General features: G+C 69.1%; 14 protein-coding genes and 1 pseudogene. 8 read left to right on the top strand and 7 right to left on the bottom strand.

The window, feature by feature from the left end; all coding sequences use genetic code 11:
* Positions 1–38 precede the first annotated feature (38 nt).
* Complete coding sequence (locus ACN26Z_RS19530) at positions 39–1235, top strand: MFS transporter (RefSeq protein ID WP_421462682.1); 1197 nt, start codon at positions 39–41, stop codon at positions 1233–1235.
* Positions 1236–1287: 52 nt separating this feature from the next.
* On the opposite strand, the gene ACN26Z_RS19525 is transcribed toward ACN26Z_RS19530, so the two are convergent.
* The gene (locus ACN26Z_RS19525; RefSeq protein WP_421462681.1) at positions 1288–1839 is read right to left on the bottom strand and encodes a hypothetical protein; all 552 of its coding nucleotides are present in this window, start codon (positions 1837–1839) and stop codon (positions 1288–1290) included.
* Between the two features lie 204 nt (positions 1840–2043).
* Here ACN26Z_RS19525 and ACN26Z_RS19520 point away from each other — a divergent pair.
* The 3 genes and pseudogenes from ACN26Z_RS19520 to ACN26Z_RS19510 form a co-directional block, all read left to right on the top strand.
* A pseudogene (locus ACN26Z_RS19520) lies at positions 2044–2493 on the top strand (low temperature requirement protein A); the annotation flags it as partial.
* Positions 2494–2545: 52 nt separating this feature from the next.
* The gene (locus ACN26Z_RS19515; protein ID WP_421462680.1) at positions 2546–3292 is read left to right on the top strand and encodes a low temperature requirement protein A; all 747 of its coding nucleotides are present in this window, start codon (positions 2546–2548) and stop codon (positions 3290–3292) included.
* A 120-nt stretch (positions 3293–3412) separates the two neighbouring features.
* Entirely contained in the window at positions 3413–4192 is a 780-nt protein-coding gene (locus ACN26Z_RS19510) for a formate/nitrite transporter family protein (protein ID WP_282238053.1), read from the top strand.
* Between the two features lie 6 nt (positions 4193–4198).
* Here the strand turns inward: ACN26Z_RS19510 and ACN26Z_RS19505 are convergent, their stop codons facing one another.
* From ACN26Z_RS19505 to ACN26Z_RS19490, 4 genes are all read right to left on the bottom strand, one after another.
* Entirely contained in the window at positions 4199–4570 is a 372-nt protein-coding gene (locus ACN26Z_RS19505; protein ID WP_093408647.1) for a DUF1330 domain-containing protein, read from the bottom strand.
* Positions 4571–4663: 93 nt separating this feature from the next.
* Complete coding sequence (locus ACN26Z_RS19500; protein WP_282238055.1) at positions 4664–5542, bottom strand: mechanosensitive ion channel domain-containing protein; 879 nt, start codon at positions 5540–5542, stop codon at positions 4664–4666.
* A gap of 544 nt (positions 5543–6086) precedes the next feature.
* Positions 6087–6533 (bottom strand): DUF305 domain-containing protein, encoded by a 447-nt coding sequence (locus tag ACN26Z_RS19495; RefSeq protein ID WP_282238057.1) that lies wholly within the window; start codon positions 6531–6533, stop codon positions 6087–6089.
* 63 nt (positions 6534–6596) lie between these two features.
* The gene (locus tag ACN26Z_RS19490; protein ID WP_421462679.1) at positions 6597–7628 is read right to left on the bottom strand and encodes a threonine ammonia-lyase; all 1032 of its coding nucleotides are present in this window, start codon (positions 7626–7628) and stop codon (positions 6597–6599) included.
* Positions 7629–7831: 203 nt separating this feature from the next.
* Between ACN26Z_RS19490 and ACN26Z_RS19485 the strand changes: the two genes are divergently transcribed.
* The 3 genes from ACN26Z_RS19485 (at position 7832) to ACN26Z_RS19475 (ending at position 11428) form a co-directional block, all read left to right on the top strand.
* A complete protein-coding gene (locus ACN26Z_RS19485; protein WP_421462678.1) occupies positions 7832–8515 on the top strand; it encodes an ABC transporter ATP-binding protein in 684 nt (227 codons plus the stop codon).
* 62 nt (positions 8516–8577) lie between these two features.
* Entirely contained in the window at positions 8578–10896 is a 2319-nt protein-coding gene (locus ACN26Z_RS19480) for an ABC transporter permease (RefSeq protein ID WP_421462677.1), read from the top strand.
* Positions 10897–10933: 37 nt separating this feature from the next.
* On the top strand, positions 10934–11428 hold the full coding sequence (locus ACN26Z_RS19475; RefSeq protein ID WP_282238061.1) for a YcxB family protein: 495 nt from the start codon (positions 10934–10936) through the stop codon (positions 11426–11428).
* An 87-nt stretch (positions 11429–11515) separates the two neighbouring features.
* Here the strand turns inward: ACN26Z_RS19475 and ACN26Z_RS19470 are convergent, their stop codons facing one another.
* A complete protein-coding gene (locus ACN26Z_RS19470) occupies positions 11516–13240 on the bottom strand; it encodes a cellulose binding domain-containing protein (protein ID WP_421462676.1) in 1725 nt (574 codons plus the stop codon).
* 289 nt (positions 13241–13529) lie between these two features.
* Here ACN26Z_RS19470 and ACN26Z_RS19465 point away from each other — a divergent pair, with 289 nt between their 5' ends.
* The gene (locus ACN26Z_RS19465; RefSeq protein WP_421462675.1) at positions 13530–14942 is read left to right on the top strand and encodes a non-reducing end alpha-L-arabinofuranosidase family hydrolase; all 1413 of its coding nucleotides are present in this window, start codon (positions 13530–13532) and stop codon (positions 14940–14942) included.
* Between the two features lie 82 nt (positions 14943–15024).
* Here ACN26Z_RS19465 and ACN26Z_RS19460 read toward each other — a convergent pair whose 3' ends face one another.
* Positions 15025–15507 (bottom strand): nuclear transport factor 2 family protein, encoded by a 483-nt coding sequence (locus tag ACN26Z_RS19460; protein WP_421462674.1) that lies wholly within the window; start codon positions 15505–15507, stop codon positions 15025–15027.
* Between the last annotated feature and the right edge of the window lie 18 nt (positions 15508–15525).

The raw sequence follows: 15525 nt of genomic DNA, 5'->3' as shown, positions 1-15525 counted from the left end.
GCACCAAGATGATCTACGGTGGCGGTCGAGGAGCGCGGATGATGTCACGACCCGGGGTGCAGCGTGCGCTTATCGCTGCCGTCCAGGTGCTCAGCCTGGCGGTCTGGTTCTCGGCCTCCGCCGTGGTGCCGGCGCTACGCGAGTCGTGGCAGATCAGCGCCGCCGCGTCCGTCTGGCTGACCGCGTCCGTCCAACTCGGGTTCGTCGCCGGTGCCGTCACGTCCACCGTGCTGAACCTGGCCGACCGGATCAGGCCGCACCTGCTGATGGCCGGCTGCGCGACGTTGGCCGCCGTCTGCACCGGCGTCTTCGCCCTCACCGTCGACGGGCTGGCCGGGGCCGTCCCGCTGCGCTTCCTCACCGGTGTCTTCCTGGCCGGGGTGTACCCGGTCGGCATGAAGCTGACCGGGTCCTGGGCGCCGCCGGCCTGCCGAGGGCTCGCGTTCGGCGTCATGATCGGCGCGCTGACCCTCGGCTCGGCGCTGCCGCACCTGATCGGGGGGCTGGGCGACCTGCCATGGCGCGGCGTGATGGGCACCGCTGCCGGCTGCGCGCTGCTCGGCGCGGCGGTGGCCGTGACCCTGGTGCGGGAGGGTCCGCAGTTCGCCCCGGGCACGCCACCGCGTCCGTACCCCCGGTACGCCCTGGCGATGTTCGCCCAGCGTGGTCCCCGGTTGGTGAACCTGGGCTACTTCGGACACATGTGGGAGCTGTACGCGCTCTGGACCTGGCTGCCCAGCTTCCTGATCGCGGGTACGGCCGCCCGGACCGGCCGCGACGGTGTGAACGTCAGCCTGCTCGCGTTCCTGGCCATCGGCCTCGCCGGAGTCGCCGGATGCCTGGCCGGCGGGTGGGCCGCGGACCGATTCGGGCGACCCCGGGCCGCGTTCACCGCCCTGGTGGTCAGTGGTGCCTGCTGCCTGGCCTCACCGCTGTTCTTCACCGCGCCGCCCGGCGCCGTCGTGCTGCTGGGCGTGGTGTGGGGTGCCGCGGTCATCGCGGACTCCGGCGTCTTCTCGACCGCCCTGAGCGAGGTCGCCGACAGGCGGTACGTCGGAACCGCGCTCACCGCGCAGACGGCCATCGGGTTCGCCCTGACCGTCGTCACCATTCAACTCGTGCCCGTGCTGGCCGACGCGGTCGGCTGGCGTTGGGCGTTCCTGCTGCTCGCTCCGGGCCCGTTCGTCGGCGCGCTGGCGATGCGCGCCTTCGGCCGCCAGCCCGCTCGCGCCTGAGCAGCGGAGAGGCTGCCGCCGTCCGGCTGGCAGGCGGCGGGCCGACTGTCGGTCATCGCGCGCGAGGTAGGGCGGCGGTGGTGACCGCGCGCCCGGCCTCGTCGTGCGCGGTGACCGTCGGCGGCCGGCGGGAGCCCCAGACCACGATCAGATGACCGTGGTACGGGACGGGCAGCCGACGGTCGGCGACCCGTAGTTCCGCGATCCCAGAACCGACAAGTATCTCCCCCGCGTGCACCCACCGGCTGCCCCATGGCAGCGGGCGCCGGGTGTCGCGGAGGGCACCGGAGCTTCCCTCCACCACCACGTCATGCGGCGCGAGGCCGACGCGGGCGCGTTCGAACTCGTCCGCCGTCAGGTCTTCGCCGCTGGACGACGCGCTGCCGCCGAGCTGTCGCCAGGTGCCGCGACCGTCGACGGCCAGCAGGTGTGTCTCGTCCCAGTGGCAGCCGACGCCGCGACGGAGAAACCGGGTGGCGGCGATGTCGCCATCCACGTCGACCGCGACCGGCGCGAATCGGCGACGCCGGCTCAACCGCACCGGGCGGTCCGGCAGACCCGATCTGATCAGACGCAGGCTCTCGGCCTGACTGTCGTACGCCACCCGCCGACCGTATCGGCGTGGAGGCGCGTTGTGCGTGCGACCGTCTGCGCCGGCCGGAACAGCCTCGACCTGGAGGAGGGGACGACAGCGTACGTCGCACTTGGTCAATCGGTGGAAATCAGATCTCGTCGTCGCTCTTTCGCCCAAAATGGCCGGGTGAGCGCTCCACCGCCGTTGCGCCGGTCCCGTTGGCTCCGGCCGGTCATGCCCGGCTCTCGGGTCACCCGGCTGGAGCTGTTCTTCGACCTGATCTTCGTTTTCGCGTTCCTCAACGTCGCTGGGCTGGTGTCGGCCGAGGTGACCACGCAGGCCGTGCTGTCCGGCGTGGTCGTGCTGGCTCTGCTCTGGTGGTGCTGGACGACGTTCGCCACGCTGGGCAACCTGGTCCGAGCCGATTACGGACTGCTGCCCATGTTCGGGCTCGGCGTGATGGCCGCCGCGTTCGTACTGGCCATCGCCATCCCGCAGGCGTTTCTCAACCAGCCCGACGACCTGACCGGCCCGGTGGTCTTCGCCGTCGCCTACCTGGTCTTGCGGGCCCTGACCCTGGCCGCGTTCCTGTACGCGCTCAGCGCCGCCGGCCGCAGCCGTCGACAACTCATGCTGATCAGCCTGCCAGCGGCGCTGGCGGCAGTGCTCGTCGGGTTGGCGGTCTCCGTGAGCCGGTGGGTGCCGGCGGAAGCCGTCCTCGACGTGCGTCTCGGGGTTGTGGGCCGCCGCCCTGTTGGTCGAGTACTCGGTCGGCCTGTTCCTGCCGTACACCCGATGGGCCGTCGCCTCGGCCGGGCACTGGGCGGAGCGGCATTCGCTGATCGTCATCATCGCCCTCGGGGAGGCGGTCATCTCCCTCGGGCTCGGCCCGGGCCGGTTCGACCGGCTCGCCCTGACCGCCACGGTGATCACCGGATCCGTGCTCGGCATCGCGCTGCTCGCGACGCTGTGGTGGCTGCACTTCGACACGCTGCTGCCGAGTGTCGAGCAGGCGATGCACGGCACCCGGGGTCCGGAGCGGATCACCCTTGCCCGGGACGTCTTCTCCTACCTGCACTTCGTCAGCATCGTCGGGATCGTGGGGACCGCCCTCGGGCTGAAGTTGGTGCTTGAGGCGGTAGCCATGCCCGAGGCCGAACCGCTGCCCTGGCCGGCCGTCACCATCCTGTACGGTGGCGTCGCCCTCTATCTGCTGGCGGGCGTGGCCGTCGCGGCGCGGACGTTTCCCCGGCTGCGGGCCACCACGCTGATCGCCGCAGTGGTCGTCGGTCTGCTGGCGGTGCCGGCGGCCGCGCTCACCCCTCTCGTCGCGCTGGCCGTGCTGGTGTCGGTCTGCGGTGCCCTCGTGGTGATCCAGCGGTTCAGCGCCGCCGAGGCGCTGGCACGGATCAAGGCCTCGGTCCACGCGGAGGAACGGGCGGTCGAAGTGGCGGCCAGCGAGTGGCGCCGCCAGCATCTCTGACCTGGCGGCGGTGAACCACCGGTGTGCCCATGTCGGCGACGGGCGCTGCCATCTCCCGTTGGCAGGGCGCGAGGCGTTGGATGGGTGATTCGGTCGCGACCTCGCGGGTACCCGGTCGGGATGGCACGAGCACCTTCACCGGAGGACATCTACGGCAGCGCCCGCGCCGAGGGCGAACGGCGACTGTCCAGCAGCGCTCTGGAGCAGGCCTCCACCGGGTTCATCGCCGGGGTCACGATCGTGTTCGGCATCGTGGCGCTGGGCGTGGCTCGGGAACTGGCCGCACCCGACTTCGCTTCCGGCGTGGGGCAACTGGTCGGCGCGCTGGCCTTCGGTATCGGCCTGGTCTTCGTGGTGGTCGGACGCACCGAGTTGTTCACCGAGAACTTCTTCGACCCGGTCGCCGCCGCGGTGGCCCGTCGGCGGCTCGGCGCGCTGTGGCCGCTGGCCCGGTTGTGGCTGCTTGTCCTCGTCCTGAACTTCGCCGGCGGTGCTCTGATGGCTGCCGTCTTCACAGTCCCCGGCACGCTGCCGGGCCGAGCCCACCACACCCTGGCCCTCGTCGCCGAGGAGATCGCCGCCAAGGACGGGCTGGCGACCTTCACCCGGGGCATCGCCGCCGGAACCCTGTTGACCCTGCTGTCCTACCTGCTGCATGCCGTCGAATCGGTGGGCAGTCGGATGCTCCTGGCCTACGTGGTGGGGTTCTTCCTCGCCCTTGGCCCGTTCGATCATGTCGTGGTCTCCGGGCTGCATCTGCTGTTCGGCATCTGGCTGGGCGCTCCCGTCTCCTACCCGGATCTTGGGCTCAACATCGTCCTCTCCGGTGCCGGGAACCTCCTGGGCGGCCTGCTCCTGATGACGCTGACCCATGCGGTCCAGGTCAAGGGCAGCGGCTGAGGACGGTCAGCTGCGGCCCCAAGGCGTGGTCGGTTGCAGGACCGCCTGTTGCAGCGCGGCGGTTCGCCACCTTGTGACCTGCTGATATTCGGGATCGGCGACCATCCGGCTGAAAGCCGTCCGGCTCGGGTACCGCACCAGCAGCACCGCGTCCCATGCCTGGCCCTCCTCGGCGACCAGGGCCGGTCCACCGTCACCGGCGTAGAGCACCTCGCCGCCGTGGCGGGGCAGGAAGGTCTCGCGCAGCGCGGCGGCGTACCGTTCGTACGACTCCCGTCCGCCGTCGGCGAAACGCAGCAGGTTGAGCATCACCACAGGCGCCTCGGGGTCGGTGGCGAGGAACTCCTTCAGATCCCGACCGGTCGGGTCGACGGCCATGTTCGCGTCTCCTTCAGTTGCGGGTGGCGACATCAGACCACAGACCTCGGTGGCGGGAGAACCGCCCGCTGGCCTGGCCGGGGTACGCGGGTGTCAGGGCCGCCCGGGTACTGGTGCGGTGGGCCGGGCAGTTCCTGGTGGCGGAGCATGGACGGTGATGTCCTGGGTGACGGAGGCGACCCGGAGGCCGTTTTCGGTGAAGCGATCAAGCACTCTCCGGGTGACCTGGTCCTTGACCTGTCGGGCTGCGCGTACCGGCACCACGAACCGGGCGGACAGCTCGATCCAGTTGGGGGTGGCACGGATGAAGACCCGAGGATCCACCTCGGCATCGGCGACCGGGTAGCGGTGGCGCATCTGCTCGATGGCGCGCTGCGCCTCGGCGGTGGAGGAGATGTTCTGTGCCTCTTCGCACAGGATGCGCTCCGCCAGGTGCCAGTCCGCCTCGTAGGGGACCGGCAGGGTCAGTTCCTCCCACAGATGGTCCAGCACGGTGCTGCTGTTGAATACCGGCGCGGTGAACACGAAACGGTTCGACAGGGACACCACGCGCCCGGTGTACTGGCGACCGCGGATCCAGGACTCCGGGTCTGAAGAGGAGCCGCTCTCCAGGATCCGGGTACGTAGTGGGGTGATGTCCAGGACGTCGCCGCGTACGCCGCACATCTGGATGCGGTCCCCGACGCGGAACTGCCGGCCGGTGAGGATGCTGACCCAACCGGCGAATGCGCCCAGGACCTCCTGCAGCGCCAACGCGAGGCCGGCGGCGAGTAGACCGAAGACCACACCGACCCGGCCGGCGAACGGCCTCCACAGCAGCGCCAGCGCGAACAACAGCGCTACGACGGTCAGGTAGTGCACCGCCTTGCGGAGGTAGTAGCGGTTGGTGGTGTCCTTCACCTTGACTGTGGCCAGCCGACCAGCCAGGGCGGCGACGACGACAGCGAGCAGGGCCAGGACGACGCTGGTCACGAGTCGACCGTTCACGCTGCTCGTGTCCCACAGTATTTCCAGGAACCGCGCCATGGTGCTGCCCATCGTTCTCGGCGGCCGACCGATGTGTGTCCGTCGCGTCTTCACCTTAGGCAGCCGCCGACGGGGGATTCGCGGAATGCGCGACACACCATCCGTGCCGGTCGGGCGCGGCGTCAATCGCTGTGGTCGGCCCCGTCGTGGATCTCGGCCTCCTCGGGCTCGACGACTGGTGGTGGCGGTGGCACGGGGGTCAGGGCAGCGGCGACCGGTGCCGGGCCGGTGACGCGTTGCCCATTGCCGAAGTCGAAGGTGACAGAGGCGTGCTGCCCGGAGCGGAGAGACTCGTCCAGATCGAGGAGTTGAAAAGTACCGGCCGGCTTGTTCGTTGAACCGCGCGAAGCTCAGCGGCGGGAGTTGAATCCGAGCGGGCCCGGTCGCGGGCGTCCTGCGAGGTGACGGTCACCGTGACCGGCCCCAACGCAGACTAAGAATTCAGCAGCGGGTGTACGCGCGTTTCGGTCAGTCCGTCCCCCTAAGCGTTTCAGTACCGGTCGTCGAGGATCTCCTTCATCTGGTTGATCTCCTCCTGTTGCGACCGGACGATCTGGTCGCACAGTCGTACGATCTCGGGGTCGGTGATCTGGGATTCCTGGCACACGAGGATGGCCCGGGAATGATGGGGGATCATGGATTTGAGGAAGGCTTCGTTGCCCACGAACGGCTCCGTACGCACGGCCGCGAACCCGCCCACGAAGAGCACGCCCAGCGCGATGTAGAGGGCGATGTTGAGACGCCGGACGGCGAACATCTGGTGCATGACGCCCATCATGATGAGTCCCATGGCGGCCACCATGATCAGCGACATGTAGAAGTTGCTGAGGTTCAGGTAGAAATCTGACCAGCCGCGAATCTGGGACAGCGTCAGGACGAACATGACCGCCAGGCTGATCACTAGGACCAGCCCGAACCGAACGTAGTTCTGCTTCATTTTCCCTCCGCCAGCCGGTCGGGCAGTTTCACCCACTATCTGGTGGTAAGAAACCATACGCGCTTACGGGCGGCTGGTCCGGCCGCCGGGCAAGCCGGACCGGACGGTCGACGGTCCCGCCCGGCGGACGTGGGTCGACCGGATCCAGCTGTGATAGGCGGCCAGGTCGACGTTGCTGCCGCAGACGATGATGGCGACGTGCCGGCCGGCGAACCGGTCAGGATCTTCGAGGATCGCGGCGACGCCGAGCGCGGCTGACGGTTCGGCGACCAGGCCGGCCTGGTCGAGAAGCATCCGCATACCGGCGATGATCGAGGTTTCCTGGACGAGGATGGCGTCGTCGGCGACCAGGAGCAGGTCGTCCAGGACGGCCGGGATGGGTCGCCGGCCAGCGACGCCGTCGGCGATCGTGTTGATCGATTCGGTGGTCACGACCGCCCGCTGGTGCCAGGAGCGGGTCATCGCCGGTGCGCCCAGCGGCTGGACGCAGAGAACCTCGACATGGGGGGCCTGTTCCTTCAGGACGTGCCCCACTCCCGTGGCCAGCGCGCCACCGCCGAGCGCGATCAGCACAGCGTCGAAGGACGGCGCGGTGTCCACCAGTTCCAGGCCGATGGTTCCCGCGCCGTCGCAGGTCTCGATGTCGAGGCTGTCTTCGAGGAGCCGGATGCCGCGCTGCTGGGCGATGGCTGCCGCCCGGTCGCGGGCCAGCTCGTGATCGCCGTCGACCAACTCCAGCCTGGCGCCCAGGGCCCGGATGCGATCGAGCTTGGCGACGGTCGCCCGGCGGGTGGCCACGACGGTGACGTCGAGTCCTCGACCGCGACCGGACCAGGCGAGGGCCTGGCCGAGGTTGCCCGCGCTGGCGCACACCACCGCGTGTTGTCCGTCGTCTGCGAGCTGACTCGCGACCAGTTCGGTGCCGCGGGCCTTGAAGCTGCGGACCGGGTTCGCTGTTTCGAGCTTGATGCTCACGGCACACCCGAGTTCGGGCTCCAGCGGCTCGCATCGGTACAGCGGAGTGTCGAGGAAGACCGGGTCGATGGTCCGGCGGGCCGCCCGGATCCGGGCGGTGTCCAGGCGGGTCTTCGGCACGACCGATCAGCGTAGCGGCGGCCGGACGCTGCGTGGGGGCACTCGGGTGCCGGATTTCTTTCACGGTTCTGTCAGGCAGCGGTATCGGGCCGACGGGTCCGGCAGAGTTGCGGACGCTGGCCTTTACCTGTGGAGGGTGGGCGTTGACCTTGACGCGTCACGGAACGGACGACTCGACCAGGGATCGGCAGGCGGACGGACCAGTGATCCGTGTGCGCGACCTGGCGAAGACGTATCCCGTGCCGGGTGGTGAGTTTCCCGCGCTGACCGGGGTGGACATCTCTGTGGAAGCCGGCGAGTTCGTCGCGGTGGTAGGTCGATCGGGCAGCGGCAAGACGACACTGTTGAATCTGCTCGCCGGGATCGACCGGCCGACCGTCGGGGAGATCAGGGTGGCCGGAATCGCCCTGCACGAGGTACCCGAGGCCCGGTTGGCGGCCTGGCGGGGGCGCGCGGTCGGGTTGGTGTTCCAGTTCTTCCAGTTGCTGCCGACGCTGACCGTCGCGGAGAACGTGATGCTGCCGATGGACTTCTGCGGCACGGTACCGGCGCGCCGCCGCCGGCCGCTCGCGCTGGAGCTGTTGAGCCGCGTCGGCATCGCCGACCACGCCGACAAGGTGCCGGCCGGGTTGTCCGGCGGGCAGCAGCAGCGGGCCGCGATCGCCCGGGCTCTGGCCAACGACCCGCCGGTCGTCCTGGCCGACGAACCGACAGGCAATCTCGACAGCTCCACCGCCGAAGCCGTGCTCGGACTGTTCCGGGATCTGGCTCGCGCCGGCAAGGCCGTCGTCATGGTCACCCACGAGCGCGACCTTTCCGGGTACGCCGACCGTCTGGTCACGCTCGTCGACGGACGGGTGGCGGAGGACGTGGCGGTCTCAGCGTGATGCGGCCACGCACGGTCAAGATGTGGCGGGACCTGTCCGCTGCTCGGGGCCGGGTAGCGGTCATGATTCTGGCGATCACGGTGGCGATGTCCGGTGTGGGCGCGCTGCTCATCGCCCGTACGGTGATCGTCCGTGAGGCCGAGGCGGTCTATGCCGGCACCAACCCGGCGAGCGCGACTCTGGAGGTCGAAGGCGGCGTCGATGCCGCCCTGCTCGCCCAGGTTCGCGCCCGACCCGGTGTCACGGACGCCGTGGCGCGTCAGACCGTCCTGACCCGGGTCCGGGTCGGTGACCAGTGGCGTCGCATGCTGCTGTTCGTCATCGCGCCGGACGATCCGATGCGGGTGGCGAAGCTGCGCATGGAGTCCGGTGCCTGGCCGCCAGCCGACGGTGAACTGCTCCTGGAACGTACCGCGGGGCCGGTCCTGGACGCGGCAGTCGGCGACCGCCTGGCGGTTGCCGGACCCTCCGGCGCGACGACGGAGGTGCGGATCGCCGGCACCGTGTACGACGCCGCGTTGGCCCCGGCCGGGCAGGAGAGCGTCGGCTACGGCTACCTCACCCCGGCTGGGCTGGCTCGTCTCGGTTTCACCGCTTCGGCCGACGAGCTGCGTATCGTCACTGCCGAACGGGACGAGGCAACTGTGGCGGCGACCGCGACCGGCGTCGCGGCATGGCTGACCGCCCAGGGCCGCGAGGTGCATCTGATCCAGGTACCTCCGTACCAGCATCCGCACCACAGCCAGTCCGAGACGATCACCGGCATGTTCCTGGCCTTCGCCATCGCGGCCCTGGTTCTCGCCGGAGTCCTGGTGGCGGCGACACTCGGCGCGATGCTGGCGGCACAGACCCGTCAGATCGGCATCATGAAGACCGTCGGCGCCACCACCGGCCAACTGCTGCGGGTCTACCTGGGGGCGGTTGCCGCGATCGCCGCGACCGCCACCGTGCTGGCCGTCGTCCCGGCACTGCTGGCCGGTTACGGGCTGACCGGGCTGGTGGCCGAGATGCTCAACGTGGAGATCACCAACCGGGCGACGCCGTGGTGGGCACCGGCGGCGTTCTTTGCCGTCGGACTCGTGGTGCCGCTGGCGGTCGCGCTCGTACCGCTCGTCCGGGCGGCCCGGATCACCGTACGGTCCGCACTCGACGAGCATGGCGCCGGTACGAGAGTGGGAACTCGGCGCGGCGACCGGTGGCTGACCCGGCTGCGCGGTGGCCGACTCAGCGCCCTCGCCCTGCGTAATCTGCTGCGCCGCCGAGGCCGGCTGGCGCTGACCCTGGCACTGCTGGCCGCGGGCGGGGCGATGTTCACCAGCGGGCTCAACAGTTCTGCCGCCTGGCGGAGCTGGGTCGACGACGGCATGGCCCGCCGGGCGTACGACGCGCAGCTGCGGCTCGCCGCACCGGCGTCGGTCGACACCATCACCAGGGCCGCGAGCGTCGTCGACGGCGTGATCGCGGTCGAACCGTTCGTGTCACTACCGGCGACGCCGGCCAGCGCGGACGGGCAGATCGAGGTGGAGCGCACCTACCCCGACGACGGACACGGCCGGTTCCTGCTCGCCGCGCTGCCGGTGCCCACCCGCATGGTGGACTTCGAGGTCACCGCCGGTCGCTGGCTACAGGCAGCAGACACCGACGGCGTCGTGCTGAACCAGAGCGCCGTGTCTCGGCTCGGCGATCCGCGCGTCGGCGACGAGGTGCACCTGGCCGTCGACGGAGTGGTCGGGCGGTGGCGGCTCGTCGGCACTGTCGCGGAGGCCGGCGGACCCGCCACGGCGTACACGAGTCCGCAGAGCGTCACCCGGTTCGTGGACCCGGGGACCGCCAACATGCTGCACATCGTCACCGCCGGAGACACCGCGGTGGTCACCGGCGCGGTGGAAGGGGCGCTCACCAGCGCGGGGCTGACGGTCGGCGAGTCGATGCTCACCGAGGACCTGCGCACGGCGATCGACGAGCACGTGGCCATCTTCATCGGCACCCTGCTCGCACTCGCCGCGCTGATGGCGGCCGTCGGCATCCTCGGGCTGGCCGCCACGATGAGCATCACCGTCACCCAACGCACCCGCGAGTACGGCATCATGCAGGCCATCGGTGCCCGTCCCACAGTCATCCGCCGCATGGTCGTCCTCGAAGGCACTGTCACCGGTCTGCTCGGCTCGCTCGTGGCCATCTCCCTCGGAGTGCCGCTGTCCATCCTGGTGGGCGAACTGCTCGGCCGGATCTCCTTCGGGCTGCCGTTGCCGCTGCGACTCTCACCGGGCGGACTCGTCGGCTGGCTGTTGCTCTCCATCGTTGCGGCGGCCGCCGCGTCGCTGGTCGCGGCGCACCGAGCGGCTCGGCTCACCGTGCGGGAGACGCTCACCTACCAGTGAACCGGTGCGGGGCCGGCGGAGGCACTATCGTGCTGGCGTGCAGATCCGTTTCGACGTACCCGCCGATCCCGCCTATCCGGGCCGGGTGGCCGCTGCGCTCAGCGGTGCTCAGGCGCGGAGGTACCGCCTGATCGGCGCGGTGCTGGTGGCGGTCGGTGTGATTGGTTTTGTCGTCTCGCGGGGGTTCGGGTGGGGCGCGCAGACGCTGTCGGTGTGGATGACGCTGGGTTTGGGTGGTCTGCTGGCGATGCTGTACTGGCCGTGGCTGCGGTGGCGGGCCCGCCGTCGCTCCAGCGGCTATGCCGTCGAGGGCGGTTACGACATCACCGAGGACAACATCATGATGCGCAGTGGGTCGGAGTCCGGCGGCATCGCCTGGGACGGGGTGACCCAGGTGCGGGCCACCCCTGAGTTCTGGATCGTGTACGTGGGGCGGATGCCGGCGACGGTGATCCCGCGCCGCCTGATGTCCGCCGAGGACGCGGAGACACTGCGCGCCTACATGGCCGGACGTGGGCTGCTTCGGACGTGACCTGATCTGTGGGGTCGCGGGCGACCGGGCCGGGTGGCCGCCCGGGGCGCGCGCCATCTCCGCACGCCCCGGGCAGGTTCGGCACTGTCAGGGGGTGAGCACGACCGTGGAGATGCTGCGGGCGCCGACGTTGACGGAGACCTGCCCGCCGTTGACGGTCACCGGCTGACTGGCCGCGTTGGCGTTCTGCGAGGTCAGGTAGTGCTCGGCCCGGGAGACGTTCTGCGGCACCTGGATCACCGCATTGTTGACCGCGCTGGTCGAGCGGTTCAGGATCACCAGCGTGGTCTTTCCGCCGCCGGTGTAGGCGGTGACCTCCAGCGGCGCGGCCTTGCTGCTTTTCGTGAGGGCGACCCGCTGGTAGCCGGGACGGACGTACTTGGCGTACTGCGAGAACGCGTACCCGCGCTTGAGCGGGGCTCCGGCGGTGGTGCCGAAGGCGGACTCGCCGTCGCCGATGAAGGAGTAGTAGCGCTTGCCGTACCACCACACGTAGGCGGACCAGTTGGCTTCCATCGACCTGTGCACCGTACGCATGATGTCGTCGAGGGTCTCGTTCCAGACCGTCTGGTTACTGGGGTTGCCCCAGATGTTGGAACCGTTGCCGTCGGCCTCGTGCAGGTTCCACTCGGTCATCCACACCGGCTTGTTGTGCTGGTCGGCCAGGGGGTAGGAGCGTAGCCGACCGGACGCTTCGGTGCCGTACAGGTGGCCACCGATGTAGCCGATGTTGTTGCGGGCGGTCGCGTCGTTGAGGGTCGGATCGGTGTAGGTGTAGTTCAGGTTCACCGCCTCAGCGACCATCAGCCTGGTGTTCTGCACCCGCGTCCCGTGGTCGCGTACGAAGTTGCGCAGCTCGGTGCCGCTCCAGTCCATCGAGTCGTAGTCGGGGTGCCAGTCCGGCTCGTTCTGCACAGAGGTGACGTCGATCGTGACGCCCTGGTTGCGCATCGACTGGACGTAGCTGTTCAGATGGTTCGCGTAGTCGTCGTAGTAGTCGGTTCTCAGCTTGCCGCCGTTGGTCCGGCTGTTGTTCGTCTTCCATGCCGCCGGTGCGGTCCACGGCGAGGCGAGGATCTTCACATCGGATCCGTACGACTTGGCAGTCCGCAAGGCGTTCACGTGGACCGGCCACTCGCCGGACTCCGGCGAGATGCCGGTACGGACGATCGACAGGCCCAGCTGGTTGGGGCCCAACCCGACCAGCGTCTGGGTCTCGGCCGTCGACCAGGTGCCGTTGCCCCAGATCGAGGTGGCGGCCCCGAATCCGTCGATCGTCTGGTGGCGGGTGGCGGTGTTCACCGTGATGTCGGCCGGCCCGGTCGGCGGCGGGGTGGTGGGCGACGGCGGCGGGGTGGTGGTGGGTGGGGTGGTGGGGGTGACGCCGCCGGTGCAGGTCACGCCGTTGAGGGCGAAGGTGGTGGGGGCGGGGTTGCTGCTGTTCCAGGAGCCGTTGAATCCGAAGGAGGCGGTTCCGTTGGTGGGGATGCTGCCGTTGTAGCTGACGTTCCTGGCGGTGACGGCGGCGCCGTTCTGGGTCAGGGTGGTGTTCCATGACTGGGTGACGGTCTGCCCGGCGCCGAACGACCACGTCAACGTCCAACTGGTCAACGGGTCACCGAGGTTGGTGATGGTGACGTTGGCGCCGAAGCCGCCGGGCCACTGCGAGGACACCGCGTAGTTCACCGAACAGCCGGCCGCCGCCGCGCCGGCTGGCATCGCCGCGGCGGCGACTGCGGCCGACGCCAGGAGGACGGTGCTCGCCGACACCAGTGCGGCGTTGACTCTGAATCTACTTCTCACACGTCTCATCGCTGATGTGCCCTTCAGGATTGGTGTGTGGGGTGGAGTCGGGTGACGTCGACTGCCCGTCATGCGCTGAGAACGTTCACCTGCCGGGTCGGCCCGGCCTGTCCGCGTACGTGCCCTACTGGTGGGTGACCAGGTCTGCCAGCTCAAACGGGATTCAACGATCGATTGCCTCCGATCGATGCTTGAGGCCGTGGGAGCGCTCCCGTAATATACACGACGCAGCTGTTAACGTTCACCTAACACCGATGACAGCCAATGTGTATCTGCCATCCCATCGGGAGGATGCCTTATGTCAAGATCCAGACGCGTCAATGTCGTCGCGGCATCGTTCGGCGCCGCGCTGCTGGCGTCCACGGCGCTCGTCGTGGCGATGCCGGCAAGCGCGGCGGCGGCCGGCTGTTCGGTGAACTACGCGGTGTCCTCGCAGTGGCCCGGCGGCTTCGGCGCCAACGTCACCATCACCAACCTCGGTGACCCGTTGACCAGTTGGACGTTGACGTGGTCGTTCGGCGCCGGGCAGACCGTCACCCAGTCATGGAACACCACCCTGACCCAGAACGGCGCCGCCGTCACCGCCAGGAACGTCAGCTACAACGGCAGCATCCCCACCAACGGAACCGCCTCCTTCGGATTCAACGGCTCCTGGAACAGCAGCAACCCCGCCCCCACCACCTTCGCCCTCAACGGCGTGACCTGCACCGGCGGCGTCACCCCCACCACCCCACCCACCACCACCCCACCTACCACCACGCCACCCACCACCACCCCGCCGACCACGCCGCCGCCGACCGGTACCTGCAACCTGCCGTCGTCGTACCGGTGGTCGTCGACGGGTGCGCTGGCGCAGCCGCGGTCGGGTTGGGTGTCGTTGAAGGACTTCACCCACGCGCCGTACAACGGTCAGCACCTGGTCTACGGGACCACGCATGACACCGGCACGTCGTGGGGTTCGATGAACTTCGGTCTGTTCTCGAACTGGAACCAGATGGGCTCGGCAAGCCAGAACGCGATGCCGTTCTCGGCCGTCGCGCCGTCGTTGTTCTACTTCGCTCCGCGTAACGTCTGGGTGTTGGCGTACCAGTGGGGTGGGCCGGCGTTCTCCTACCGGACCTCGACGAACCCGACGAACGTGAACAGCTGGTCGGCGCACCAGACGTTGTTCACCGGGTCGATCTCGAACTCCGGTACCGGTCCGATCGACCAGGCGCTCATCGGTGACGACCAGAACATGTACCTGTTCTTCGCCGGCGACAACGGCCGCATCTACCGGGCCAGCATGCCGATCGGGAACTTCCCCGGCAGCTTCGGGTCGAACTACACCACGATCATGACCGACACCACGAACAACCTGTTCGAGGCGGTGCAGGTCTACAAGCTCCAGGGCCAGCAGCGGTACCTGATGCTTGTCGAGGCGATCGGTTCGCAGGGTCGTTACTTCCGGTCGTTCACCGCGACGAGTCTGGGTGGGACGTGGACCCCGCAGGCCACCAGCGAGAGCAACCCGTTCGCGGGCAAGGCAAACAGCGGTGCCACCTGGACCAACGACATCAGCCACGGCGAGCTCATCCGGTCGAACGCCGACCAGACCATGACCGTGGATCCCTGCAACCTGCAACTGCTGTACCAGGGACGGTCACCCAACTCCGGCGGTGACTACGGCCTGCTGCCGTACCGTCCCGGCCTGCTCACTCTGCAACGCTGAGCGGGCTCGATCGTGGTCCGGACACCACCGGGTGTCCGGACCACGCTTCGCCCTGCCGGATAGGGACCGTGGGGAGGCCACCTCAGCGGCGGCTGGACGTATCCGGCCGCCGTTTTCGCACCAGGTCGACGAGACCGCGCCACACGTGGCCGACCGTGGCAGCGGTGCGGATGGTCACCAGCGGGTTCCAGAAGTCCCGGAAGTGAACGATCCTGCCGTCCCGAAAGCGGACCACGGAGATGTAGACCTGGTGGAACGGTCGTTTGGTGATCACGCCCCTGCCGTGACCCACGAACTCGGCGATGACCAACTCGGGATCGGTCGTCTCGTGGAAGACCAGGCCGGAGAAGCGCACGTCGAACTGCTTTGGGAAGTCCTTCATGTGCTCGTACAGCTGGTGGTGCCCGACGAACCGGGGTCGGACGCCCGGCGGTGGGTACGGAAACTCCAGCACCCCGTCCGGGTCGAACAGGTCGACCCATTCCCGGATCCGTCCTTCGGTGATGTATTCGAGGTTGCGGGCGAACAACGCCTGCGCTCGTGCCCGGCTCTGCTCGGTATCCACGTCTGGCCACCTCTCGAT

This window comes from Verrucosispora sp. WMMD703 (genome assembly GCF_049178935.1).
Lineage (GTDB): Bacteria > Actinomycetota > Actinomycetes > Mycobacteriales > Micromonosporaceae > Micromonospora > Micromonospora sediminimaris.
The sequence above is the reverse complement of the archived record's forward strand: the minus strand, read 5'-3'. Positions and strand labels throughout refer to the sequence as shown.